23 protein-coding genes and 1 pseudogene are annotated in these 24,127 nt (G+C 73.3%); 14 read left to right on the top strand and 10 right to left on the bottom strand.

Annotated features, from left to right (window positions below; translation table 11 throughout):
* The first annotated feature begins 145 nt into the window (after positions 1 to 145).
* From ACZ4SW_RS19060 to ACZ4SW_RS19040, 5 genes and pseudogenes are all read left to right on the top strand, one after another.
* A pseudogene (locus tag ACZ4SW_RS19060) lies at positions 146 to 734 on the top strand (hypothetical protein).
* Between the two features lie 31 nt (positions 735 to 765).
* Entirely contained in the window at positions 766 to 2,889 is a 2,124-nt protein-coding gene (pabB, locus tag ACZ4SW_RS19055; protein ID WP_468244469.1) for an aminodeoxychorismate synthase component I, read from the top strand.
* A complete protein-coding gene (locus ACZ4SW_RS19050; protein ID WP_468244467.1) occupies positions 2,886 to 4,412 on the top strand; it encodes an AMP-binding protein in 1,527 nt (508 codons plus the stop codon). The genes pabB and ACZ4SW_RS19050 overlap by 4 nt, the downstream gene beginning before the upstream one ends.
* A gap of 240 nt (positions 4,413 to 4,652) precedes the next feature.
* Positions 4,653 to 5,831: an FAD-dependent monooxygenase gene (locus ACZ4SW_RS19045; protein WP_468244464.1), complete on the top strand. Its 1,179-nt coding sequence runs from the start codon at positions 4,653 to 4,655 to the stop codon at positions 5,829 to 5,831.
* A 13-nt stretch (positions 5,832 to 5,844) separates the two neighbouring features.
* Positions 5,845 to 6,633 carry an aminotransferase class IV gene (locus ACZ4SW_RS19040; RefSeq protein WP_468244461.1) on the top strand — a complete coding sequence of 263 codons (789 nt, stop codon included), beginning with the start codon at positions 5,845 to 5,847 and terminating at the stop codon, positions 6,631 to 6,633.
* Between the two features lie 125 nt (positions 6,634 to 6,758).
* Here the strand turns inward: ACZ4SW_RS19040 and ACZ4SW_RS19035 are convergent, their stop codons facing one another.
* Both ACZ4SW_RS19035 and ACZ4SW_RS19030 read right to left on the bottom strand, forming a co-directional pair.
* A complete protein-coding gene (locus tag ACZ4SW_RS19035; protein ID WP_468244459.1) occupies positions 6,759 to 8,336 on the bottom strand; it encodes a N,N-dimethylformamidase beta subunit family domain-containing protein in 1,578 nt (525 codons plus the stop codon).
* 73 nt (positions 8,337 to 8,409) lie between these two features.
* Positions 8,410 to 9,600 carry an AI-2E family transporter gene (locus tag ACZ4SW_RS19030; protein WP_468244456.1) on the bottom strand — a complete coding sequence of 397 codons (1,191 nt, stop codon included), beginning with the start codon at positions 9,598 to 9,600 and terminating at the stop codon, positions 8,410 to 8,412.
* Between the two features lie 204 nt (positions 9,601 to 9,804).
* On the opposite strand from ACZ4SW_RS19030, the gene ACZ4SW_RS19025 reads away from it, so the two are divergent.
* Positions 9,805 to 11,535: a GAF domain-containing sensor histidine kinase gene (locus ACZ4SW_RS19025; RefSeq protein WP_468244454.1), complete on the top strand. Its 1,731-nt coding sequence runs from the start codon at positions 9,805 to 9,807 to the stop codon at positions 11,533 to 11,535.
* Positions 11,536 to 11,563: 28 nt separating this feature from the next.
* On the opposite strand, the gene ACZ4SW_RS19020 is transcribed toward ACZ4SW_RS19025, so the two are convergent.
* Together ACZ4SW_RS19020 and ACZ4SW_RS19015 are read right to left on the bottom strand one after the other, a co-directional pair.
* On the bottom strand, positions 11,564 to 12,265 hold the full coding sequence (locus tag ACZ4SW_RS19020) for a response regulator (RefSeq protein ID WP_468244451.1): 702 nt from the start codon (positions 12,263 to 12,265) through the stop codon (positions 11,564 to 11,566).
* A 230-nt stretch (positions 12,266 to 12,495) separates the two neighbouring features.
* Positions 12,496 to 12,960: a cyclic nucleotide-binding domain-containing protein gene (locus ACZ4SW_RS19015; RefSeq protein ID WP_468244449.1), complete on the bottom strand. Its 465-nt coding sequence runs from the start codon at positions 12,958 to 12,960 to the stop codon at positions 12,496 to 12,498.
* Between the two features lie 288 nt (positions 12,961 to 13,248).
* Here ACZ4SW_RS19015 and ACZ4SW_RS19010 point away from each other — a divergent pair, with 288 nt between their 5' ends.
* The 5 genes from ACZ4SW_RS19010 (at position 13,249) to ACZ4SW_RS18990 (ending at position 17,743) form a co-directional block, all read left to right on the top strand.
* Complete coding sequence (locus ACZ4SW_RS19010; RefSeq protein WP_468244447.1) at positions 13,249 to 14,136, top strand: universal stress protein; 888 nt, start codon at positions 13,249 to 13,251, stop codon at positions 14,134 to 14,136.
* A 445-nt stretch (positions 14,137 to 14,581) separates the two neighbouring features.
* A complete protein-coding gene (locus ACZ4SW_RS19005; protein ID WP_468244444.1) occupies positions 14,582 to 15,649 on the top strand; it encodes an alcohol dehydrogenase catalytic domain-containing protein in 1,068 nt (355 codons plus the stop codon).
* A 19-nt stretch (positions 15,650 to 15,668) separates the two neighbouring features.
* A complete protein-coding gene (locus ACZ4SW_RS19000; RefSeq protein WP_468244441.1) occupies positions 15,669 to 16,355 on the top strand; it encodes a helix-turn-helix domain-containing protein in 687 nt (228 codons plus the stop codon).
* 54 nt (positions 16,356 to 16,409) lie between these two features.
* Complete coding sequence (locus ACZ4SW_RS18995; protein ID WP_468244438.1) at positions 16,410 to 17,141, top strand: CBS domain-containing protein; 732 nt, start codon at positions 16,410 to 16,412, stop codon at positions 17,139 to 17,141.
* A gap of 23 nt (positions 17,142 to 17,164) precedes the next feature.
* A complete protein-coding gene (locus ACZ4SW_RS18990) occupies positions 17,165 to 17,743 on the top strand; it encodes an Rv1733c family protein (RefSeq protein ID WP_468244436.1) in 579 nt (192 codons plus the stop codon).
* 243 nt (positions 17,744 to 17,986) lie between these two features.
* On the opposite strand, the gene ACZ4SW_RS18985 is transcribed toward ACZ4SW_RS18990, so the two are convergent.
* The 3 genes from ACZ4SW_RS18985 to ACZ4SW_RS18975 all read right to left on the bottom strand — a co-directional run bounded on the left by ACZ4SW_RS18985 (position 17,987) and on the right by ACZ4SW_RS18975 (position 19,687).
* Positions 17,987 to 18,610 (bottom strand): CBS domain-containing protein, encoded by a 624-nt coding sequence (locus ACZ4SW_RS18985; protein ID WP_468244954.1) that lies wholly within the window; start codon positions 18,608 to 18,610, stop codon positions 17,987 to 17,989.
* 85 nt (positions 18,611 to 18,695) lie between these two features.
* Entirely contained in the window at positions 18,696 to 19,151 is a 456-nt protein-coding gene (locus ACZ4SW_RS18980) for a Crp/Fnr family transcriptional regulator (RefSeq protein ID WP_468244433.1), read from the bottom strand.
* Positions 19,152 to 19,429: 278 nt separating this feature from the next.
* Entirely contained in the window at positions 19,430 to 19,687 is a 258-nt protein-coding gene (locus tag ACZ4SW_RS18975) for a DUF1876 domain-containing protein (protein WP_468244430.1), read from the bottom strand.
* 195 nt (positions 19,688 to 19,882) lie between these two features.
* On the opposite strand from ACZ4SW_RS18975, the gene ACZ4SW_RS18970 reads away from it, so the two are divergent.
* Entirely contained in the window at positions 19,883 to 20,434 is a 552-nt protein-coding gene (locus ACZ4SW_RS18970) for a hypothetical protein (protein WP_468244427.1), read from the top strand.
* A 110-nt stretch (positions 20,435 to 20,544) separates the two neighbouring features.
* On the opposite strand, the gene ACZ4SW_RS18965 is transcribed toward ACZ4SW_RS18970, so the two are convergent.
* The 3 genes from ACZ4SW_RS18965 to ACZ4SW_RS18955 all read right to left on the bottom strand — a co-directional run bounded on the left by ACZ4SW_RS18965 (position 20,545) and on the right by ACZ4SW_RS18955 (position 22,646).
* A complete protein-coding gene (locus ACZ4SW_RS18965) occupies positions 20,545 to 21,108 on the bottom strand; it encodes a hemerythrin domain-containing protein (RefSeq protein ID WP_468244425.1) in 564 nt (187 codons plus the stop codon).
* A 182-nt stretch (positions 21,109 to 21,290) separates the two neighbouring features.
* The gene (locus ACZ4SW_RS18960) at positions 21,291 to 21,911 is read right to left on the bottom strand and encodes an L-threonylcarbamoyladenylate synthase (RefSeq protein ID WP_468244423.1); all 621 of its coding nucleotides are present in this window, start codon (positions 21,909 to 21,911) and stop codon (positions 21,291 to 21,293) included.
* A 204-nt stretch (positions 21,912 to 22,115) separates the two neighbouring features.
* On the bottom strand, positions 22,116 to 22,646 hold the full coding sequence (locus ACZ4SW_RS18955) for a pep a2 (protein ID WP_468244420.1): 531 nt from the start codon (positions 22,644 to 22,646) through the stop codon (positions 22,116 to 22,118).
* 237 nt (positions 22,647 to 22,883) lie between these two features.
* Here ACZ4SW_RS18955 and ACZ4SW_RS18950 point away from each other — a divergent pair, with 237 nt between their 5' ends.
* Together ACZ4SW_RS18950 and ACZ4SW_RS18945 are read left to right on the top strand one after the other, a co-directional pair.
* Complete coding sequence (locus ACZ4SW_RS18950; RefSeq protein ID WP_468244418.1) at positions 22,884 to 23,129, top strand: DUF5133 domain-containing protein; 246 nt, start codon at positions 22,884 to 22,886, stop codon at positions 23,127 to 23,129.
* A gap of 83 nt (positions 23,130 to 23,212) precedes the next feature.
* On the top strand, positions 23,213 to 24,127 hold a 915-nt coding region (locus tag ACZ4SW_RS18945; protein ID WP_468244415.1), incomplete at its 3' end, for a maltotransferase domain-containing protein.

Genomic DNA, 24,127 nt, shown 5'->3' with positions numbered 1-24,127 from the left:
GGATTCGAAGGACGTTGCTTGCAGTATGGATCGCCAGAAGGCGGCAAGGCGGACCAAACGGCGATGAAGAGTTACGTTCCGGACACTCGAAAAGACCTTCGTTGAAGGTTTGAACCTGCGGTGGTCTTCCTTCGTACTCGATGCTGTGACCAGAAATCCCGGTACCGTCACCGTCGCATATGAGGTGGCGGCGGGCCGTGCGGCCGATTTCCACTCGTGGGGGTGGGCCGTGCTGCGTGCGACCGCTCAGCAGCCTGGTTTTCTCGGTGGTGGGGCGCTCGTCGACGGAGAGGCGGAGTGGCATGTGATCTACCGCTTCGACGGTGAGGGCTCCGCCCGCGCCTGGGAGAACTCGCTCGCCTGGGCCCAGTGGACGGCCCGGTGCGGAAGGGCTCGCCCGGGAGACGGGACGACGGAGTGTTCATGGTTCCAAGATCTGGTTCGATTCCCGGGAACCGCGGAAGCCCGCCCCGCCCGTGCCGGGTCCCCCGGCGAAATGGAAGTTGTGGTTCGTGAATATGAGCGCGGTTTTCCCGCCCGTGCTCCTGTTCAATCTGACAGTGCTCCCCCATCTCGGCAGCCTGAACCCTCTCATCCGCACTCTGCTGCTGTGCCTGTGTGTGACGGCCCTCGTCACCTGGATTCTGATGCCGCGACTCCAGTATTTCTTCAAGAAATGGCTGTATCCGCCGCTTCAGGCGCTCCGTGGACGGCACAAACGGCGGACCGTGTAAGGCCCGAGAACGACGCAAGGGAGGTGGGCGGGTGAAGACCCTGCTCATCGACAATCACGACTCGTACACGTACAACCTGTTCCAGCTCATCGCCGAGGTCAACGGCGAGCGGCCGGTGGTGATCCTCAACGACACCCCCGCCGACGCCGCGCCGGACCTGGGGGAGTTCGACAACGTGGTGATCTCGCCGGGCCCCGGACACCCCGCGGAACCGCGCGACTTCGGCATCGCCGCCCGGATCATCGCCGACGCCGGCATCCCGGTGCTCGGCGTCTGCCTCGGCCACCAGGGCATAGCGGCGGGGGAGCGGGGCCGCATAGCGCCCGCACCGCAGCCCCGGCACGGGCACCTGTCCTCCGTCCGGCACGACGGCCGGGACCTGTTCCACGGGCTGCCGCAGAACTTCACCGCCGTGCGCTACCACTCGCTGGCCGTCACCGAACCGCTGCCGGAGACCCTGGAGGCCACCGCCTGGGCCGAGGACGGCGTCGTGATGGGCCTCAGGCACCGCACCCGGCCGCTGTGGGGCGTGCAGTTCCACCCGGAGTCCGTGCTCACCGACTACGGCCACCGCCTGCTCGTGAACTTCCGCAACCTCACCGCCGAGCGCGCCCGCAGGCCCCGTACGAAGAACACCACGATCCCGCGTTCCGCGCCCGTCCCGGGCCCCCGCCGCGCCGCGTCCCCCGCCCACCGGCTGCACTACCGCCGCCTGGCCGGCGCCGTCGACGCCGAGGCCGCCTTCGCCCGGATGTACGAGGACGCCCCGCGCGCATTCTGGCTGGACAGCTCGCGCGTCGAACCGGGCCTGGCCCGCTTCTCGTTCTTCGGCGACGGCAGCGGCCCCCTCGCCGAGTTCGTGCGCTACGACGTGGACGCCGGCGTGTGCGAGGTCGAACGGGCCGGCCGGCCCCCGCGCAAGGTCCGCGCGAGCGTCTTCGACTACCTCAAGCGGCAACTCGCCACCCGCCGCGTCGATGCCACCGGACTGCCCTTCGACTTCACCGGCGGCTATGTCGGCTACTTCGGCTACGAGACGAAGGCCGACTGCGGCTCCGCGAACCGCCACCGGGCCCGGACGCCCGACGCCTGCTGGCTGTTCGCCGACCGCCTCATCGCCGTGGACCACGAGGAGGGCGCCACCTACGCGGTCTGCCTCGCCGAGGACACCCCGCAGGCCACCCAGGAGGCCACCGAGTGGCTGGACGCCGCGACGGCCCAGCTCAGCTTCGTCGCGGGACAGGACACGGCGACCGAGCCGCCGAGCGAGGAACCCGGGCCGGACCCCACCGCTGCCGAGCCGTGGCTGGTCCGGGACCGGGCCACGTACCTCGCGGACATCGAGGCATGCAAGGAAGCGCTCCGAGTCGGCATCAGCTACGAGGTCTGCCTGACCAACGCCGTGCGGTTACCGGCACCGCGCGACTCCTACGCCTTCTACCGGGCGCTGCGCCGCGTCAACCCCGCCCCCTACGCGGCGTTCCTGAGGTTCGGCGACCTCGACGTGGCCGGGTCCTCACCCGAGCGGTTCCTGCGGATCACCCGGGACGGCGTCGCGGAGGCCAGACCCGTCAAGGGCACCGCGCCCCGCGGGGAGAACCCGGCGCAGGACGCCCGGCTGCGGCACTCGCTGGCCGTGGACGAGAAGACCCGCGCCGAGAACCTGATGATCGTCGACCTGCTCCGCAGCGACCTCGGCCGCGTCTGCGAGACCGGATCCGTACGGGTCACCCGGCTCATGGCCACCGAGACGCACGCCACCGTGCACCAACTGGTGTCCACCGTCGAGGGGCGGCTGAGCGAGGGCGCGGACGCCGTGGACTGCGTCCGCGCCTGCTTCCCCGGCGGCTCCATGACCGGCGCGCCCAAGCTGCGCAGCATGGAGATCATCGACGCCCTGGAGACCGAGGCGCGCGGGGTGTACTCCGGTGCCCTCGGCTACTTCGGCTGCAGCGGCGGCGCCGATCTGAGCATCGTCATCCGCACCGCCGTCATCGCCGACGGCCTGCTGCACCTCGGCGCCGGCGGCGCGATCGTCCTCGGCTCCGACCCGGCCGCCGAGTACGACGAGATGCTGCTGAAGACCGCCGCCCCCATGCGCGCCCACCGGGAGCACACAGCGGCCCCGGCCAGCGAGGAGGAGCCGGCCCGATGACCACACCCCAGGCCACGCTGATACCCGCCGACGCCCAGGCGCCCGGCAACCTCGCGGCCCAGCTCGCCGCGCTCGCCGAGCGGCGTGCGTGGACCGACCGGCCCGCCTTCCACCAGGGCCACCGCACCTGGACCCACGGCCAGGTGCACGACCTCGCCGCCCGCGCGGCCACCGTCCTCGCCGACCACGGCGTCGGCCCCGGCGACCGGGTGCTGCTCGCGCTGCCCGACTCCGTCGCCTGGGTGACGGCGTTCCTCGCCACCGCGCGCCTCGGCGCCGTCGCCGTCCTGGTCAACCCCGAACTCACCCCGCCCGAACTGAGGTTCATGGCCGAGGACACCGAAGCCGTGCTCTGCGTGTCCGGGCCGGGCCCCGACGACCGGTTCCCGCGTCACCGCCGGCTCGGCGCCGACCAGCTCGTCGCGCTCACCCGGACCGCACCGCCCACGACAACCGCCCACCAGGCCGGCCCGTACACCCCGCTCTACATCCAGTACACCTCCGGAACCACCGGCCGTACCAAGGGAGTCGTGCACGGCCACGGCGACCCGAAGGCGTACCACGACCTGATAGGCCGCCGACTGCTGCGGATCACCCCCGACGACGTCACCCTGTCGGTGTCGAAGCTCTTCTGCGCCTACGGCTTCGGCAACGCCTTCGTCTTCCCGCTGTTCTCCGGCTCCTCCGCGGTCCTGGTGGACCGCCGCCCGAACCCCTCGGCCGTGGACGAGCTCGTCGTACGGCACCGGGTCACCCTGCTCTACTCGGTGCCCTCCCAGTACGCGGCTCTGGTCGCGGAGCGCGCCGACGGGCACGAGGCGTGTTTCGCCTCCGTCCGGGCCGCCGTCTCGGCCGGGGAGGTCCTGCCCGCCGGGCTCGGCCGGCGGATCACCGACCTGCTGGGCGCTCCCGTGCTGGAGCAGATCGGCTCCACCGAGGCCGGACACGCCTTCTGCGCCAACAGCTTCGACCACAACCACCCCGGCACCGTGGGCCGCCCCGTGCCCGGCTTCGAGGTGGAGGTGCGCGACCACGCCGGACGCCCGCTGCCCGACGGCGAGGAGGGCGAGCTGTGGGTGCGCGGGCCGACGGTGACGACCGGCTACCTGGGCCGGCCGGAGGAGACCGCCCGCACCCTCGTCGGAGGCTGGCTGGCGACCAGGGACCGGGCCCGGCGCAACCCCGACGGCACCTTCACCCACCTGGGCCGCGCGGACGACATGGAGATGGTCGGCGGCATCACCGTCTCCCCCCTCGAGGTCGAGGCGCTGCTGCGGACCCATCCGGCGGTGAGGGAGGTGGCGGTCGCCGCGGTCACCGACCACCGGGGCGCGGGCCGGCTGCGTGCCTTCGTCGTCCCCGTCACCCCGATACCCGTCGGCCTGGAGGCCGACCTCATCTGCCTGGCCCGCGAGAGCCTCGCCGCCTTCAAGGTGCCCCGCGGCGTCAGCTTCGTACCGTCGCTGCCCCGCACCCCCACCGGGAAGCTCCGCCGCCATCTGGTCCGCCGGGGAGCGTGGTGACCATGGCCGACGCACGCGCCTTCCACCTGGGCCCGGTGTTCCGGCGGGCGGCGAACCCCATGGCGCGGTCTTCGTCACGCTGGACCGGCCCCTCGACCCGGACCGCCGGCGGGAGGCCACCGAGGACCTGCCCGCCCTGGCCGAGCCCCGGCAGTGGCGGTTCGAGGAACTGCCGATGACCGCGACCTGGAAGGTGAAACGCGTGGAGATCACCCGCAGACTGGCCGAGAGCAGCCGGGTGTGAGCGCGGTCGTCGTCGTGGGCGCGGGCCCGGTCGGACTCGCCGCCGCCCTCGCCCTGCGGGCCCGGGACCTCCCCGTGGTGCTCCTGGAGGCGGACCCGGAAGGCCGGGAACGGCCCGGCAGCCGGGCCCTGTTCGTCCACCGGGAGAGCCTGGAACTGCTGGACGGGATGCGGCCCGGGCTCGCCGCCGAGATCAGCGCGTTCGGGCGCACCTGGCACACCAGGCGCGCCCTCTACCGCGGCCGCGAGGTGTACGCCCGCACGTTCCCGCCCCCTTCCGGGCTGCCGCCCTTCACCAGCCTGCGCCAGGTCGACACCGAGCGTTTCCTGCTCACCGCCTGTGAGGAGGCCGGTGTGGAGTTCGTCTGGGACGCCCGGGTGGAGGGCGTCCGGTCCACGCCGACCGGGGTGACCCTGACCGGCGAGGACGGCCGCACATGGTCCGCCACCCATGTGATCGCCGCCGACGGCGCCCGCTCCGCCGTGCGCCGCGAACTCGGCGTCCCGATGGAGGGCGGCCACGCGAGCGGCTTCCATGTGGTGGTGGACGTCGCCGACATCCCGGGCGCGCACCTCCCGCTGGAGCGGGTCTTCCACTACGAGCACCCCTCGCTCGGCGGGCGCAGCGTGATGCGGGTGCCGTTCACCGGCGGGTTCCAGCTCGACCTGCAGTGCCGGGACGACGACGCGGAGGAGGAGTACGGCACCGAGGAGGCCGTACGGCGGTGGCTGCCCGCGGTCGTGGGGGAGGGGTACGAGGACCGCGTCCTGTGGGTGTCCACGTACCGCTTCCCACGCAAGGTCGCGGCGTCCTTCACCGACCCGCAGTACCGGGTGCTGCTCGCCGGTGAGGCCGCGCACCTCTTCCCGCCGTTCGGCGCCCGCGGCATGAACAGCGGCATCGCGGACGCGGCGGCGGCAGCCGAGGCCGTCGCCGCCGGGACCGTGACGGCGGTCGCGGAGTACGCCGCCGCGCGGCGGGCGGCGGCGCTGTTCAACAGCGCCGCCGCTGGGACGGCCCTGGCCCGTCTGCGGCCCGAGCGCCGGATCGTACGGGTCGGACAGCGTGCCGCCGCCGCCCTCGCCCCCCTCCTGCCGTGGTGCGGCGCCTGGCTGGAGCACGCCCCGTACGGGCCCCGCAACGGTCCGCCGGCGAGCGCCGGCCGCAGGTACTGAGAAAGGAACCTCCATGACCCGACCGGCCATCGCCGAGGGCCTGCTGACCTGGACACCGGCCGACGGGCTGTCCCCCGGAGCCGACACGGGCGGGCGGCTGCTCGTCGCCGACTCCTGGCTGCTGCGCGACGGACGCGTCCGTGGCTTCGAGCGCCACCGCGAGCGTTTCCTGCGCGCCTGCGCCGGCTGTGACGGGCCGCCGCCACGCCGGCTCGTGGAGTTCTGGCGGGACGTGACCGCCGCGCTGCCGCGCACGGGGGAGTGGTTCCCGCGGGTCGAACTCGCCGCCGAGGCGCCCCGGTTGCGGCTGCGGCTGCGCCAGGCCCCGCCGCTCGCGCCGGACGTGCGGGTGTGGGCGCTGGGCCAGCCCGACCCGCGAGCCGCGCCCCGCCGCAAGGGCCCCGACCTGGACCGGCTGGCCCGGGTCCGCAACCGGGCCTCGCTGCACGGCGCCGAGGAGGCCGTGCTGATCACCCCGTCCGGGGTGGTGCTGGAAGCCGCGTACTCCAGCGTGGTGTGGTGGGAGGAGGACACTCTGTGCCTGCCCTCACCGCATCTGCCCGTGCTCGCCGGGGTGACCGCCGCCCTCGTCCAGGAGCGCGCCGCCCGGACCGGCGTCCGCATCGCCCACCGGGAGCGGGCCGTCGAGGAACTCGACGGCCGCGAGGTGTGGCTGGTGAACGCCCTGCACGGCATCCGGCCCGTGACGGAGTGGACGGAACGGCCCATGGCGGCGGGAGTTGCGGCACGCGCGCCGGAATGGCGGGCCTGGCTGGACGACATGAGGGAGCCGCTGGCGTAAAAGCCGCTGAATTCAGGGAAGAGGCGCCGGGGCCCGTTCGACACGAGAAGGGGAATCGCTGTCGACCAGGGGGTGACCCCTATCCCTGAATGAGACCCCGTCGGCGAGAAAGCCGGGAATTCCTTTCAGGCCGTTCCCTTGTAGACGTCCTTCACGTTCGGGCGCGGCGCGGGGCGATGGCGGGCGGCCGGGCCCAGCGCGAAGGCGTGCAGCAGGTTTTCCGTCGTCCGGGTGACGAAGGCGCGGGTGCGGGCGTCCATACCGTGGTCGCGGCCCCCGTCCGGGGTGCCTGCCATCAGGCCTTCCACCCAGCGCATGGTGCCGGTCGCGAAGACCCCCGCCCCGCTGGGCACCGTGTAGTACGCCGAGTCGCTGTTGCTGCGCCGGCCGTTGCACACCAGCGGCGAGTGGGCCGTGATCTCCAGGGGCTCCGGGACGGGCGCGCCCGGCGTGACCCGGTCGTACTCCACACCGACCAGATGGCCGAAGCCGTCACCGGGGCGTACCCCCGTGCCCTCGTACAGCCAGTGGTCCGCCGCGTGCACGACGTACGGCGCGTCCGTCGGGTAGCCCTCGTACAGCACCCCCGTCATCGACGACTCCGGGTCGGCCGCCGGGGACTGACGGAAGTCCGTCGTCACCAGCGCCGGGTGGGTGGTGTAGCAGGGGTCGGCACGGAAGGACGACTTGTAGCAGACCACCGTACGGTCCGGTCGTGCCTCGCCCTGCTCCAGACGGACCCTGCGGAAGCAGGTGTTGGCCCCGAGGAAGGCCACGTTGGTGCCCGCGTCGCGGGCCTGGGTGACATGCCGGCGCTGCTCCGGGGTCCAGTACTCGTCGTGGCCGAGGCACAGGACGGCGCTCGCGCCGCGCAGCACTCCCGGGTCGCGGTACACGTCCATCCCCGTGGTGTACGCGAGGGGGATGCCGAGCCGTTCGGCCAGCACCACCGCCGCCCGCTCGTACACCAGGAACTTCTCCGCGCCGCTGGAGTCGTAGGGCCGGTCGAAGCTGACGGCGAGGGACCGGGTGGCATACGCCCCGGAGGAACCCTCGTAGAGGCTGTAGCCGCCCCACCGGTTGTACGCCTGCCAGGTGGCCGGGGCGTGCATCAGCACCGTACGCCCCGCGCCCTGCGTGGAGCGCACGATCAGCGGCACGTACCGCTGGTGCCCGCCCTCGGCGTCCAGCCGCAGCAGATACGCGCCCTCCGGCCAGCCCGCCGTGCTGAAGGCCAGGGTGCGCCTCCAGTCGGTGCGGATGGTGCGGGTGCCGGACTCCAGGCGCGGCTCCGGCTGGACCCGGCCCGGTACGCGTGCGGAGGACCAGACGAGCCGGGCCCCGTCCCCGCCGTACCAGCCGACGCGGAAGGCCGAGACACGGAAGGACGACGCGGTCGTCGACACGTACAGACCGCACTCCTCGCCCGGGGTCACGCTCACCCGGTCCGCGTACCCGGCGACGGCCGGTGCGGGACCCTGGGAGCGGATACGCCAATCGGGTGTACCGGCGCGATCGCGTTCCGCCTCGGGACGGTGCGAGGCGGCCGTCGGGGGACGGCCGTGCGCGGAAGGGGCCGCGTCGCAGGCGGCGGCCGCCGAGACGAGCCCGAGGCCCGCGCACGCCCCCAGGAAGGTCCTGCGCCGCAGCCCCGGTATGTGCTCCGTCCCGTGCCGCGGCACCTCTGGCTGGTCGGGGCCCACATCGCCTCCCGTGCGTCCGGCTCGCGTGTCGCCCCCGCGCGTCAGCGTCGCACGGCGCGGAAGGGCGCGCGCGTCATGGGGGCGCCGGGCGCAGCGCCTGCAGCACCGCCCAGGCGACGGACACGAACGGCACGGCCACCACGGCGCCGACCACGCCGGCGACGATGCTCCCGGCGATGACGGACACGGCGACGACCAGCGGATGCAGCCGGACGGCCCAGCTCATCACCACCGGATGCAGGACGTGCCCCTCGAGCTCTCCGATCACGACGATGAGCAGCACCACGGCCGCGGCGATGATCGGGCCGCGCCCGGCCAGCGCGACCACGGTCGCCACGGCGAGCGCGACCGGCGAGCCGACCAGCGGCACGAACGTGGCGAAGAACTCCAGCAGGGTGAGCGGCAGCGCGAGCGGCACCCGCAGCACCAGCAGGACGATGCCGACGAGGATGGCGTTGGTCGCGGCCACGATGATGATGCCCCGCGTGTACCCGGCGAAGGTCCGCCAGGCCGCGTGCCCCGCCCGGTCCCACGCCGACCGGGCGCCCCGGGGGAGGAGCTGGTCGCGCACCCAGGACCACAGGCGTTCCCCCGAGTGGATGAAGAAGACGGCGAAGAACAGCGCGAGCGCCAGCCCGGTCACCAGCTCCACGACCCGGGTCAGGCCGCTGAGGGCGCTGCTGAACAGGGCCGCCCGGTGGGACGAGACATACGAGCCGATCTGGTCCTGCAGGTGTGAGAGGGTCTTGTGACTGAGCCGGAACGGCGGGCGCTCGAGCCACTGTTCGATCCGGTGGATGCCGCCGCGGAACTCACCGGTGAGGCTCCCCCACTGGCCCGCCACCGCCTCACCCACGAGGGCGAAGAGGGCGAGCAGGAGCAGCCCGCTCCCGACGAGGGACACCGCGACGGTCAGGGCTCGTGGCAGCCATCGGGCGAGCAGGTCGGCGAGCGGGCGCAGCACCGAAGTGATCACCAGCGCGAGGAACAGCGCGACGGCGATGAGCTGGAAGCGGCCGAGGATGGTGAACACGCCGTAGACGACCACCCCGACGAGGATGAGGCGCCAGGCGTAGGCGGCGGCGACGCGCAGCCAGGGAACGACGTGCTCGGCCGCGGGCGCCCGGTCGGCGGCCCGGGAGCGCGGAGGGAGACGCACGGACGGGGACGGCCGGCTGCCCCGCACCACGGCCACCCCGCGCCGCCCCCGCCCCGTCCCGCCCGCGTCCGCCACCACACCTCCCGCGCGCCGACTGCCGGTCACCTCCTCAGCCAGTAGGCACCACCCGCGCACGGGCCGCCACACCACGCCCGTCCGCCGGTGACCGTCGCCGCGCCCGCGCACACCGTCACGGTGTCACCCGGAGTGACCGGAAAGTGCGCCGTTCGGGCGGAAAAGTCAGTATTGTGAGGGCGGGAGAGTCGCCGTCGACCCGCACCCTGTCTGCGTGATCCGCCGGAGGAATCGATGAGCGGGGAAGCGCGCGGGCGGTCGGAGCAGCACCTCAAGCTGCGGCTGGACGAGCTGCTGGACGAACTGCAGGCCCGCATCGACGCCGCACGCGGCACCCAGGACCGGGTGCAGCGCCTCCTCCAGGCCGTCCTGTCGGTCGGACGCGAACTCGATCTGGCGCAGGTGCTGCGCAGCATCGTCGAGGCGGCCGTGGTGCTGGTCGACGCGGAGTACGGCGCACTCGGAGTCATCGGCGACGACCTCACGCTCTCCCAGTTCCTCACCGTCGGCGTCAGCGAGGATGCGCGGGCCAGGATCGGGGCGCTGCCCAGCGGGCACGGCATCCTCGGCGAGCTGATCCGCCATCCGGAGCCGCTGCGCCTGTCCGAGATCTCCGACCACCCGGCCTCCTACGGCTTCCCGGCCCACCACCCGCCGATGCACTCCTTCCTCGGTGTGCCCATCCGGGTGCGCGACCAGGTGTTCGGGAACCTCTACCTCACCGAGAAACGCGGCGCCGAGGAGTTCGACGCCGAGGACGAGGCCGTGCTCTCGGCCCTGGCGGTGGCGGCCGGTGTCGCCATCGAGAACGCCCGGCTGTACGGGGAGACACGCCTGCGCGAGCGCTGGGTGGGGGCCAGCTCCCAGGTCACGAGCGCGCTGCTGTCGGGCGCCCCGAGCGCGGACGTGCTGGAGCTGATCGTCGAGCAGGCGCGCAGGATCGCCTCCGCCGAGGTCGGCATGATCGCCGAACGGGTGCCCGGGGAGGACGTGCTGCGCCCGGTGTTCGCGGTCGGCCTCGAGGCCGACCGGCGCCGTGGACTGGTGATGTCCCGGCAGGACGGCTTCGTCGAGGCGGCGCTGAGCACCGCCGAACCGGTGGTCAGCCCCGACATCCGGCACGACCCCCGCGCCGACCCGGACTCGGCCCTGTGGACCGGACTGGGCCCCGTGGTCGGCGTACCGCTGGTGGCGAGCGGCAAGTCCATCGGCGTCCTGGTGCTGGGGCGTACCGCGGGGCGCATCCCGTTCACGGACACCGACGCCGGCCCCCTGCTCGGGTTCGCCGGGCAGGCCGCCCTGGCGCTGGAGCTGGCCGAGCGGCGCCGGGACGCGGAGCAGATCACGCTGCTGAAGGACCACGACCGGATCGCCCGCGATCTGCACGACCTCGCGATCCAGCGGCTGTTCGCGGCCGGCATGACCCTGCAGAGCACCCAGCGTTTCGTCGACCACCCCGTGGCCGCCGAACGGCTCTCGCGGACCGTCGACGACCTCGACGAGACCATCAAGATCATCCGTTCCACCATCTTCGGGCTGCGCGCGCACGGCGACCGCAGGCAGGCGGGGACCGGGCTGCGCAGGCGGGTGTCGGAGGCGGTGACGGCGTCGGCCGACTCCCTCGGTTTCACGCCCGCGCTGCGTGTCGAGGGCCTGGTGGACACCGACGTCCCGGGCGATGTCGCCGACGACGTGACCGCCGTGCTCGGAGAGGCCCTGAGCAACGCGGCCCGGCACTCCGGCGCCCGCTCCGTGGACGTCCATCTGCGGCTCAGCGACGGCGAGTTGACGCTCACGGTGGCCGACGACGGCTGCGGTGTGCCGGCCGGCGCCGTCCGCAGCGGCCTGCGCAACCTCGAGGAACGGGCCGCCGCCCTCGGTGGCACGCTCAGTGTGGGGGAGCGCCCGCAGGGCGGCGGGACACGCCTGGTGTGGCGCGTTCCGGTCCTGCTGGACGCGGACTGACGGTGCGGCCCCTCCGGTACGGGAGGGCTCAGCGGGCGGTCCGCTCTCCCGGCCCGGACGGTTGCAGATGGGAGGCGAGGACCGCCGCCTGGACGCGGCGCTGCACGCCCAGCTTGGCCAGCAGCCGCGAGATGTGGTTCTTGACCGTCTTCTCCGACAGGTAGAGCTTCCGGCCGATCTCCCGGTTGGTCAGCCCGTCCCCGATCAGCGCGAGGATGTCCCGCTCGCGCGGGGACAGGCCCGCCAGCTCGGGTGACAGCGCCGGATGCTCGGTGGGGTCGCCCCGCAGGGAGTGCATCAGCCGCGCGGTCGTCGCCGGATCGAGCATCGACTGGCCGGAGGCGACGGTGCGGACAGCGGACACCAGGTCGGAGCCCCTGATCTGCTTCAGCACGTACCCCGCGGCACCCGCCATGATCGCGTCGAGCAGCGCGTCCTCGTCGTCGAACGAGGTCAGCATCAGACAGGCCAGCCCGGGCATGCGGCTGCGCAGCTCACGGCAGACGGTGATGCCGTCGCCGTCCGGCAGGCGCACATCGAGGACGGCCACATGCGGCCGCACCGCCGGACCGCGGGCGAGCGCGTGTTCGACCGTGTCGGCGTCCCCGACCACCGCGATGTCGGGTTCGGCGTCCAGCAGGTCGGCCAGGCCGCGCCGGACGACCTCGTGGTCGTCCAGCAGGAACACCCGGATCGGGTCCTGCTCGCTGAAGGTGCGCGCCTCGGCCATGACGACTCCTCGTTCCCTGTCGAGTCTTGTCGAACCCCCGCCGAAGGACGGACCGCCGCCCGCCCACTGTCGATGATCTTCACGCGCGGGCCCGGGCACACCGGGGCCGACCGTCCCCACTCGCCGCCGCGGTGCGCCCTCTTCGGCCCGACGCCGCGGATCCCGGCCCCCCGGCCGCCGTTCCCCGGAGCCGGACGGTGCCGGCCCCCACGCCCCCTGCCGGGACCCGGTCAGGCGTAGCTCCCGCTGCCGTAGGGGGCGTACAGGTCCAGCAGCCGGGTGCGCTCGGAGCCGAGGCGGTGGGACAGGATGCCCCCCATCCACTGGGAGACCGCGAAGCCGAGCGACGGATCGTCCTGGCACATCGAGCGGACCGCCGCGGCGTCGAACTCGTACGCCCGCACCGGCGTCGTCGCCTCGGCGCCCAGGTGCCAGGAGTGCGGGCTGAACATCCAGGACCAGCCGAGGAGTTCGTCGTGCCCGAGGGTCTCGATGACGGCGGCGCGGCGGCCGGGCACATGCAGGTCCAGGTCGACCGTGCCGGATCGGATGATCCAGAACCGGTCGGCGCGTCCCCCCTCCTCGCACAGGCGCGTTCCCTGCGCGAAGGACACCTCGCGGGCCGTGCGCATCAGCCGCTCGCGGTGCGCGGTGGGCAGCGCACGCAGGATGCTGGTCGTCGGGGGAGCGTTCATGACGGCCTCCAGGGGCGGCGTGGGGACCCGACCCTCACAGCCTGTCCCCGCGCCGGGCCCCGGACCATGGGCCACTCGGCCCCCGGCCCGGGCCGTCCGGTACCGCGCCGACGGACCCCGCCACCTCGGGCGTGCGCCCCGGCCGGGGGCCACGGGCGGCGACGGGGCCCGTGGCGGCGTTGGGCCGTTGGGCCCCCCTGATGGGCCCCGGCGGCCCCTGCGCACGACGCCGCTCCCGCGTCAGGCTCGACGCAGGAGCAGCGGAACCCCGGACAGGAGGTGCGCGCCATGGCCCGGCCCGTCACCGCGGGAGTCGACGCGTCCGACGAGAGCCTCGCGGCCGCCCACTGGGCCGCCCGGGAGGCGCTGCGCCGGGGAGCGCCGCTGCACCTCGTCCACGCCTGGAAGCGGCAGCCGCTGCCGGCGCCGTCCGGCGGGTGCGAGGACGACCGGCGCGAGGTGGGGGAGGGGATCCTGGAGCGGGCCGTCCGCAGCGTTCGCGCCGCGCATCCCGGGCTGGAGCTTGAGGCCTCCCTGCCGGCCGAGCCCCCGGTGACCGCCTTGCTCGCGGCGGCCGGGGAGTCGGAGATGCTGGTGCTCGGGTCCCGTGGGCTCGGCCGTGTCGCCGGCTTCGTGGTCGGCTGGGTGTCCCAGCGGGTCGTCGCCAGGGCGGCGCGCCCCGTGGTGCTCGTACGCGCGGGTGAGACCTCCGCCGACGAGCACCTGCCGGCCCTGGACGGCGTCTCGCCCGAGGAGATACCCGAGATCCCCTACCGCGACGTCGTGCTCGGGCTGGATCCCCGGTCCCCGCCCCAGGAGCCGATCGAGTTCGCCTTCGACTCGGCGCGGCGCCGCGGCACCGCGCTGCACGTGGTCCACGCCGCCGGTGACGTCCGTGCGCACGCGGCCGACGGGCCGGACGCACCGGCCGAACAGGAGCACCTGGTGACCGCCGCGCTCCGGCCCTGGCGCGAGAAGTTTCCCGGGGTCCCGGTGACGGAGACCGTCGCCGCGGGCCGCCCCGCCCCGCAGTTGGTGAGCGCCTCCACCCGCGCCTGTCTCGTCGTCGTGGGGCGCCGGACGAGGGACGGTCTGTTCGGCCCGCACATCGGCTCCGTCGCCCACGCCGTGCTCCACCACGTGGCCTGCCCGGTAGCCGTCGTCCCGCACGCCTGACCCGGGCCCCGTCGGGGGGCCTCCATGAGAGCAGCCGTCGTACGGAGTTTCGATTCTTGAATATCTATTCGAATGGCGGCCGCCGAGGCGCGGGACGCCCGAACTCGACAACCGCTGCGCGGATACCGTCCTGACGCCGCCCGTCACGGCGCCGATGACCTGCGGGACGGTCGTCGGCGTCTCGGCGTGCCGCCGTCGAGGGCGTGGCCGAGGGTGGGCGCGCCCGGAGGGGTCGCGTCCAGAGGGGTACCCGGAGGGGCACGACCTCTCCTGCGGTCCGCTCGGGCCCGGCCGGGCGATCGGGGCCGACCGGCCCAAGCCGACCCCCGAGAGGTGGGACAATCTGGATGTAATGCGCGAAACCGGCATCATGCCGGATGCGCTGCCCTACCGGCTTCCGGACGGTCCCCGGGCCCAGCCCCGGGGGGAGGAAGGAAGGATCGTCATGAAGGGCTTCGTCTTCCACGGCCCCGGAAAGTCCGCCTGGGAGGAGGTCCCGGACCCGGACATCAAGGAATCCACCGACGCGATCGTCCGCGTGGAGACCACCACCATCTGCGGGACCGATCTGCACATCCTCAAGGGCGACGTGCCCGAGGTGCGTCCCGGCACGGTACTGGGCCACGAGGCGGTCGGTGAGATCGTCGAGGCCGGACGGGACCTGCACGCCGTGCAGCCGGGGGAGCGCGTACTGGTCTCCTGCATCACCGCCTGCGGCCGGTGCGGCTACTGCTGGGAGCGGAGGTACGGCCAGTGCCGCGGCGGCGGAGGCTGGATCCTCGGGCACGTGATCGACGGAACCCAGGCCGAGTACGTCCGGGTCCCCCACGCCGACCTGTCCGTGCACGCCCTGCCCGGCGCGGTGGAGGGCAGGGACGCCGTGCTGCTCGCGGACATCTTCCCCACCGCCTACGAGGTGGGCGTGCTCAACGGACACGTGCGCCCCGGGGACAGCGTGGCCGTCGTGGGGACCGGCCCCATCGGGCTCGCGGCGATCACCACCGCCCGGCTGTTCGCCCCCGAGCGGATCGTCGCCGTGGACCCGGCCGCGATGCGGCTGGACGCCGCCAAGGGGCTCGGCGCGGACGCGCTGGCCGACCCCGCCGACGCCCAGGAACTGATCGCCGACCTCACCGACGGACTGGGCGCGGACGTGGTCATCGAGGCGGTCGGCGTGCCGGAGAGCTTCGAGCTGTGCACACGCGTGGTGCGGCCCGGCGGGCACATCGCCAACGTCGGTGTGCACGGCCGGCCGGTGACCCTGCACCTGGAGGACCTGTGGAGCCGGAACGTCACCATCACCACCGGCCTGGTGGACACCTACTCCACGCCCGCGCTGCTTCGGATGGCGGCCGCCGGCCGGCTGCCCACCTCGTCGCTGGTCACGCACACCTTCCCGCTGGACCAAACGGAGGAGGCGTACGACGTCTTCGGCCGGGGCGCCGACACCGGCGCGCTCAAGGTCGTACTGGGCGGGGAGCAGCACGAAGTCGTCGCCGTACGGGCGACGTGACGGAAGGAAGTGACGGGCCATGTCCGCACAGGCATCACCGGACGCAGTGGAGGGCCACCCGGGTCACCACCCCGCCGGAAGCCTCGGGTGCCGTATCGCCCTGCGGCGCGAGGAACTCGGACTGTCCCGCAAGGAAGCGGCGTGCCGGGCGGGGATGGCCGACAGTTATCTCCAGTACCTGGAGGAACAGCCCACCGCCGCGCCCGGCGTGAGCACCCTGCTCAGGCTGGCCGGCGCACTCGAGACCACGGTGCTCGAACTCACCGGCGGGGACGTCGACCTGCCGCCCGGCCTGGGACAGGCCGGAGGACACCCGAAGTTCACCGAACTCAGCATCCGGGAGTGCCGGGACCTGCTGTACACGCACGGCGTGGGGCGGCTCGCGGTGCCCACGGAGTCGGGGCCGGTGATCGTCCCCGTCAACTACGGAGTCGTCGGAGACGCGATCGTCTTCCGGACCGCTCCCGAGGCGGTGCCCTCGCAGGCCGCCGACTGCCTGGTGGCCTTCGAGGTCGACCGCATCGACGGATCGTTCAGCCAGGGCTGGAGCGTGCTCGTGTGCGGACACGCCCGCACGGTGACCGATTCCGACGACGTGCGGCGACTGGAGGAGCAGGCGTCCAGCGCGCCGTGGGCCGGGGGACAACGCGACCTGTGGATCCGCATCGATCCGCACAGAATCACCGGACGGCGCATCACCGTGTGAGCCGGCCCGGCGGCTCTCGCCGGGGCGCGCCGCCGCACCCCATCGGAGGACACCATGGACGGCACCCCCCACTTCGTCGGCGACGTCATGACCCGCAGGGTCGTCGCCGTCCAGCACGCGGCGACGTTCAAGGACATCGTCAAGGCCATGCGGCAGTGGAAGGTCAGCGCCCTGCCCGTCCTGAAGGAGGGGAACCGGGTCGTCGGCGTCGTCTCCGAGGCCGACCTGCTGCGCAGGCAGGAACTCGGCGACGCCGAACCCACCCGGTACGCGTCCCCGGAGCGGGCCGCCGACCTGGGCAAGGCCGGTGCGGTGACCGCCGGGGAACTGATGACCGCGCCCGCCGTCACCGTCCATGTGGAGGCGAGCCTCGCCCAGGCCGCCCGCACCATGGCCCGGGCCGGGGTGAAACGCCTTCCGGTGGTCGACGACGAGGGCACGCTGCTCGGCATCGTCAGCCGCTGCGACCTGCTCAGGGTGTATCTGCGCGACGACGAGGACATCGCCGGGGAGATCCGCCGCGAGATCGTCGCCCGGCTCTTCCCCGCCCCCTTGGAGCCGGTCCGCGTGGAGGTGCGGGACGGCGTCGTACGGCTCACCGGCCGGGTCCGGGACACGAGTCTCGTGCCCCTCACCGCGCGGCTGGTGCGGGGCGTCGAGGGCGTCGTGGACGTGGACTGCGCGCTGATGGGGCCGCCCCGGGTCCCGAACCTCGAAGCCGACTTCCCGGAGGTCCCGGAGGACGAGATGTCGCGGTGGCCCTGGAGAGCCGGCAGCATCACATGAGGCGCCCGAGAAGGTGACGACCGATGGCGACGATCTGTCGTACGGCGGGAACCAGGGTGTGGCTGTGGCGATGGCGGCGCAATCCGCTGCTGCGGCGCAGCGACCGCCTGGAGGCCTGGATCGTCCTCGTCACCTGGCTGCTGGCCCTGCTGGCCGGGGTGCTCGCGGGCTGCGCGGCGGCGGACGCGGTGGAACACGGTCTCGCCGCCCGGGCCGCCCGCTCCCACCCCGTGCGGGCCGTGCTGACCGAGGACGCGGCGAGGAGCCCGCAGGACGTGCCCGCGTACGGGGAGGGCGGCGTGTGGGCGAAGGCGCGCTGGAGCGCCCCCGGCGGCCCGCACACGGGCCTGGTGAAGGTGGAGCCCGGGCTGAAGGCGGGATCCCCGGTCACGGTGTGGACGGACCGCGCCGGGGACCTGGTGTCCAAACCGGCCACCGGCGGCGAGACACGGCTGCAGGCGTCCTTCGTCGGCACGCTGGTCGGCAGCGGTGCCGCGGGCGGCGTGCTGGCCTGCGGCTGGCTGGTGCGCGGTCGCCTGGAGCGGCAGCGCATGGAGGAATGGGCCCGGGAGTGGGAGTGCGTCGGGCCGCAATGGAGGTAGGCGGCCGCAGGAGTGCGGCCGACGTGCGTGGCCGCGCCGGTCCGTGCCGACCTCCATGCCGACCTCCGTGCCGACCGAGGCGCTGCTGCGTGGCCGGGGCGGTCGGAGGTCGGCGCGGCAGGCGCACGCCGATGTGTGTGGCCGCAGGTCGGCAGCGGTGGACGGCCGGCCGGCTGCGGGCCCCGTCCGCTCCGGGAGCGGACCGCACACGGGCGGGCGTCCGGTGTCTGCCGCCGAACCGCGTCAGCCCGCGTCGTCCCCGCCGGTGAGGTGGCAGTCCACATCGACCACGCCCTCGACGGCCCGCGCCAGCCGGACGGTCATGGGGATCATGGCCGTGTCCCCGACCTTTCCCGTGAGGGTGACGACGCCCTCGGCGACCAGGACGTGGATCGGCTCCACCGGGGCCGGGAAGAGGACGTCGACGATGTCGCGGCGTATCTCGTCGGCGATGTCGTTGTCCTCCCGCAGGAACACCTTGAGCAGGTCGGCGCGGCTGACGACGCCCTCGAGCAGGCCCTCGTCGTTGACCACGGGGAGCCGCTTGACCCTGCGCACGGCCATGATGCGGGCGGCCTGGGCGAGGGTCGCGCCCGCGTGCACGGTGACCGCCGGCGCGGTCATCAGCTCGCCCGCGGTCACCGCCCCGGCCTTGGCGAGGTCCGACAGGCGCCGCAGCCGGGTGTACGGGTCCTGACCGCCGTCGCGGAACTCCTCCTTGGGCAGCAGGTCGGCCTCGGAGACCACACCGACCACCCGGCCCTCGCCCGCCAGGACGGGCAGGGCGCTGACCTTCCACTGCTCCATGAGCTTGACGATGTCCTTGAACGGGGCGTCACGGCCCACGGCGACGACGGTGTGCGTCATCACGTCGCTGACGACGTGCGGCCCGACGGTCACGATCTCCTCCCAGGGGGTCGGATGCGGTGCCCGGCCGGTCGGACCCGGGCCCTCAAGCGCTGCCGCTGCCGTAGGGGCCGTAGAGATCGAGCAGCCGGACGCGGGCCGCGTTCAGCCGGTGGGCGAGGACCCGGCCCACCCACACGGCGATGTCACGGCCGAACTCGGAGTCCTCGGCGCACATCGTCCGCACGGTCACCGCGTCGAACTCGTAGGCCCGCACCGGCGTCATGGCCTCGGCGCCCAACTGCCAGACATAGGGCTCGAAGTGCCATGACCAGCCGACCAGCTCGCCGTGGCCCAGCGACTCGATGACGGCCGGTCGCCGGCCGGGCACGTGCACGTCGAGGGCGACGGTCCCGGTCCGGACGATCCAGAACCGGTCGGCCCGTCGGCCCTCCTCGAACAGGCGGGTTCCCTCGTCGAAGGAGACCTCGCGGGCGATCCGCATCAGCCGTTCGCGATGCGGGGCCGGAAGGGCCGCGCCCACGGTGGTGACAGAGGCCATGGCTTCCGTGTCCTTTCGTTCCTGCCGCCGCGAGGACAGGCCCGGCCGCATTCGGCGGGGACTCCACATGACATGACATGACATGACGGGGCGGGAAGGACCCATCCGGTTCTCTCGGATCCTGATTGCGCGGTGCGCGGCCGAAAGCCGCTTCCCCGCGTCTTCCGCGGGTCCTTCCCGTCACCTTCAGCACACCACGCACCGGCCGCGTCCGCCAGGGCCGATCGGCCCCACCACGCCCGTCCACCCGCGCCGGGCGGGGCGGCGCCGACCGGGCGTCACGGTGCGACGGGACCCGCCATCTGCACGATGTCCTCGGAGGCGACGTCGTGCAGCCGGATGGCGAGATCCTCCAGCGCCCGGCTGGCGGCGAGTTCGTCACCGATCTCGGGGATCGGCCGGTCGACGGGGTTGCGCCGGGCCACGCCCCTGCCGGCGACGGTCGACGTGTCACGCGTCCTCAGGACGGCCCGCGCATGCGTGTCGTCGCCGTCCTCGGTGATGTAGATGTCCACGGTCCACTGCTTGGCTTCCATCGGGATCACTTCCCGCACGACGAGGTGTTCGTCCTCTTCTTCGGCTACTTCCAGCCTGCGCCTGCCCCCGGGCCGGGTCCACACCGGCGGTACGGCGGCCGTGGCCGCCCCCTGTGACGGACCACACGGTTTGGTGCACTCCCTCTGTGATTGGCGCCATTTCTCCGTTTCCGGCCGACCGGTAGCGTGACGCCGATGTCAGCCGATCTGTCCCCCGTCATAGCCGCGACCACCCAGTGGCTGCTGCGCTCCTACCCCGGAACCGGAGGGGCCCTGGACGCGGCCCTCGCCGAGGCCCAGGCCTCCCAGGCGGTCATGGTCGCCGCCTGGCTGCGCTACCCCACCGAGGCCGACGCGGCCCTCGTGGTGCTCGTCGGGCCCGGCGGCTCCGACCGCCTGGACTGGCTGACCGGAGCCGAGACGGCGGCCGTCGCCGAGGCCGACGCCGGCTGGCGGACCTGGGTGGACGAGGTGGTCGCCAGCTGGGCTGCCTGCCTGCTGACCATGCCGTCCCTCGCCCGTGAGGCGGTCGCCGCGCTCGACGGCAGCGAGCACGCCCGCGGTCTGGTGTTCGACTTCCGCAGGCTGACCGACCCCGGTGAGCAGGACCGCCGGGCGGCGGCCCTGCTGCGCCACCCCGACCTGCTGGCGTCGCTCGCCGGCCTGCACCATGACTCCCTCGTGGAGCGACTGCACGGCGAGCCCGTGGATGAGGGCGGCCACCTCGGGGACCCGGTCGTCGGCTGACGCGGGTTCGCCACGAGGCCGGACGACCCGACGCCCCGACCGATGGCCGAACAGGACACGAAGGACGGGCCGACCGCGGGCGGCGTCCGCCGTCGGGCGGGCTCGCGCTGTCAGGAGGAGCGGCCCCGGCCCGTGACGAAGTCGCGGACCCGGTCCACCAGACCCGCCCCCGGGGCGAGCAGCTTGTTGAGCGGCGGCGTGTCGGGGGCGGCCGGGTGGGGCCGCGTGGGAGCCGTCTTCTTGGCGGTGCGGATCTTGTCGCCGAGCTGGTCGAGCACGTCCTGGCCGCAGGCCTGGCGCAGCTTGGGGAAGAGGTTGTTCTCCTCGTCCTGGACGTGCGAGGTGACCTCGTTCTTCACGGCCAGGAACGTCCGGTCGAACTCCGGGTCGTCCACGGAGCACCCCTCCAGCCGTTTGAGGGCCTCCTCCACCCGCGCATGGTCGGCGAGTTCCTTGTCGGCCATCGCGCCGCCGCCCTCGACGTGCTCCCGCACCGCCGGGTACAGGTACTGCTCCTCCGCGACGGAATGCCGTACGAGTTCGATCGTCATCTCGTCGGCCAGCTTGCGGCGGTCCCGGTGGCCGCTGGGCAGCGACTCGATCCGCTGGAAGAGGTCTTCGACCTCCCGGTGATCGGCGGTGAGCTCGGCGATGACGTCGCCACCGTGTGCCATGGCGGTCTCCCTGTGACGTGGCTGATGGGGTGAGGCGGACGGCTGTCCACGGCTGCTCGTGGCAGCCCGAAACCGCCCGGACATCACTTCCCGCGCCGAACAGGGCGTTAACGGCAGTCGCCGGCGGTCCCCGGATCGGCCCAACGGCCTCCTCGCCAACGTGGCCCCCGGAAGGCGCGGAGTCACTCGAAGCGTGCGGTGTCGCCCGCTCCCTTGCGTACGATCTCGGGCTCGCCCCCCGAGAAGTCGATGACCGTCGTCGGTTCGGTGCCGCAGTCCCCGGAGTCGACGACGGCGTCCACGACGTGGTCGAGCCGCTCCTTGATCTCCCAGCCCTGCGTCATCGGCTCCTCCTCGCCCGGCAGGAGCAGGGTGCTCGACAGCAGTGGCTCGCCGAGCTCGGCCAGCAGCGCCTGCGCCACCACATGGTCGGGGATGCGGACCCCGACCGTCTTCTTCTTCGGGTGCAGCAGCTTGCGCGGCACCTCGCGGGTCGCGGGCAGGATGAACGTGTAGCTGCCGGGCGTCGACGCCTTGATCGCGCGGAACACGTCCTTGTCCACGTACACGAACTGGCCGAGCTGGGCGAAGTCCCGGCACACCAGTGTGAAGTGGTGGCGCTCGTCGAGGTGGCGGATCGCCCGGATGCGTTCCATGCCGTCCCGGCTGCCGAGCCGGCACCCCAGCGCGAAGCAGGAGTCCGTCGGATACACCACGAGCGCACCGTCACGGATGCTGTCGGCGACATGGCCGATCGTGCGCGGCTGCGGGTTGTCGGGATGAACGTCGAAGTACTTCGCCATCCGCCGAGTGTCGATCACACGCGGGTGCGCTGTCCATGCGACCTGGCTCCCGCTCGGGTCGGGTGCGACCGTCGGCCATGGCCGCCCGTGCCGGGGCTCGGCGTCGCCGCCGGCCGCGGGCGGTGGGAGCGGCCTTCCCGCCCCGCTGGAAGCCGCCGGGTGGCGGCGTGTGCCGCCGGGCAGCCGCCCCGCAGGCCGCCGTGGTCAGGCGGGGACCGGGACCGGCTCGTGCTGCCCGGCTCGCGCGGCCTGTCGCTCCCGGCCCGTGGCGTCCGCCGTGAGCGGCAGTGCGCGCGGCAGGGGACGCGTCTCGCGCAGGCTCGGCGCGGGGGCCACCGGCACCAGGGGCGCGGGGTCGCCGGCCCGGGCGCGCTGCGAGAACCAGATGATCTTTCCGCCGGTGCCGGTGGCGCAGCAGCCCCAGCCGTTGCTCAGCGCCGCGATCCGCGCCAGGCAGCCGCTCGGCGCGGAGTGCGGCAGGATGTCGCGCTCGCTGTCCTGGACGGCGGTGATCAGGTGCTGGCCGTTCCACCACATCTCGATGGTGGTGTTCTTGTCCGTGGCGTGGGCGTCGATCGTAAGCAGCAGCGCTTCGGCGCACTGACAGACGGGTTCGACGAGGGTCTCCAGGTCCCAGTGGCGGAGGTGGGCGGCCAGGATCCGCCGGACGTGCCCGATCCGCTCCGGGCTGACCTCGACGTCGAGGTGGTAGTAGCAGGGCGCTGCGGTCTTCATCTTCGTTGGCTCCTCACCGGCGAAGCCCCCGCTTCTCTCGCCCCTGTAGGTCGAGCCCCCGTACACGAAGCGTGAGCGGTCGTCGCTCTCGAGTCAGTCCCAGAGTGCGAGCACTACTCCATTCGTGCAACAGGAGGCCCCATCAGCCCCATTGTTGAAATCCGAACAGGACGCTGAGTGATGTGCCGTGCACCATGGGTGAAACACCCGGCGGCGAGAGCGGAGGTGACCGGTGCCATGCTCCTGCCGGACAGAGCCGAGGTCGCCAGGCATCTCGAGCGGTATCGGACGTGGGAGCGCCTGATGCTCGCGTCCCCCGACGACCGCGAGGTGCGCGGCACCTTCGAGAGCACCGGCCACACCCTGTGCGTGCTCATGGGGAAGCGCTGCGCGCGGGAGGCCGCCGACGCCGCCGAGTTGTATCTCCGCACGCACCGTGAGCGGGCCGCCCGCAGCTTCCCGGCATCGTCGGCGGACGCGTAGTAAGACGCCGCACGCAGCCCAGGACCCACGACCGCAGAGCCGGCGCCCACCGAGCTCCACGACGGCGGAGGAGGCGAGGACCGATGGAACCGCAGGCCGCGCACCGGGACGGGGCGGGCCCTGTCGCCGGGGAGGCGAGGCCCGCGATCGGACGCGTACCGGTCGTGGACGTCCGCCCGGCCGTCGACGGCGGCCGACGCCCGGCCAAGGCGGTCGAGGGGGAGACCTTCGAGATCACCGCCACCGTCTTCGGCGAGGGGCAGGGCGCGATCGGCGCCGACGTCGTCCTCACCGACCCCGAGGGCCGCCCCGGCCCGTGGACGCCGATGCGTGAACTGGAGCCCGGCACCGACCGCTGGGGCGCGGAGGTGACCCCGACGTCCGTCGGCCACTGGACCTATGCCGTTCAGGCGTGGAGCGATCCGGTCACCACCTGGCGCCGGCACGCCCGGATCAAGGTGCCGTCCCGCATCGATGTCGCCCTGGTCCTGGAGGAGGGTGCCGACCTCCACGAGCGCGCGGCCCTGGGAGTGCCGGAAGGGCCGCGGCGGGACGTGCTGCGCTCGGCGGCCCGCGCCCTGCGCGACGAGTCCCGTCCACCGGTCGCCCGTCTTGCGGCGGCGTTGACTCCGGAGGTGGATGCGGTGCTGGCGCGGTATCCGCTGCGTGAGCTGGTCACGTCGTCGGAGCCGTTGCCGTTGGTGGTGGAGCGGGAGCGGGCGTTGTTCGGGTCGTGGTACGAGTTCTTCCCGCGTTCGGAGGGGACGCCGGAGCGGCCGCACGGGACGTTCCGGACGGCGGCGCGGCGGTTGCCGGTGATTGCGGGGATGGGTTTCGACGTGGTGTATCTGCCGCCGGTTCATCCGATCGGGACGACGTTCCGCAAGGGGCCCAACAATTCTTTGTCGGCGGGGCCGGGGGATGTGGGGGTGCCGTGGGCGATCGGGTCGCCGGAGGGCGGTCATGACGCGGTGCACCCGGATCTGGGCTCGATCGAG

It is taken from the genome of Streptomyces sp. NPDC028331 (assembly GCF_055565775.1).
The sequence above is the reverse complement of the archived record's forward strand: the minus strand, read 5'-3'. Positions and strand labels throughout refer to the sequence as shown.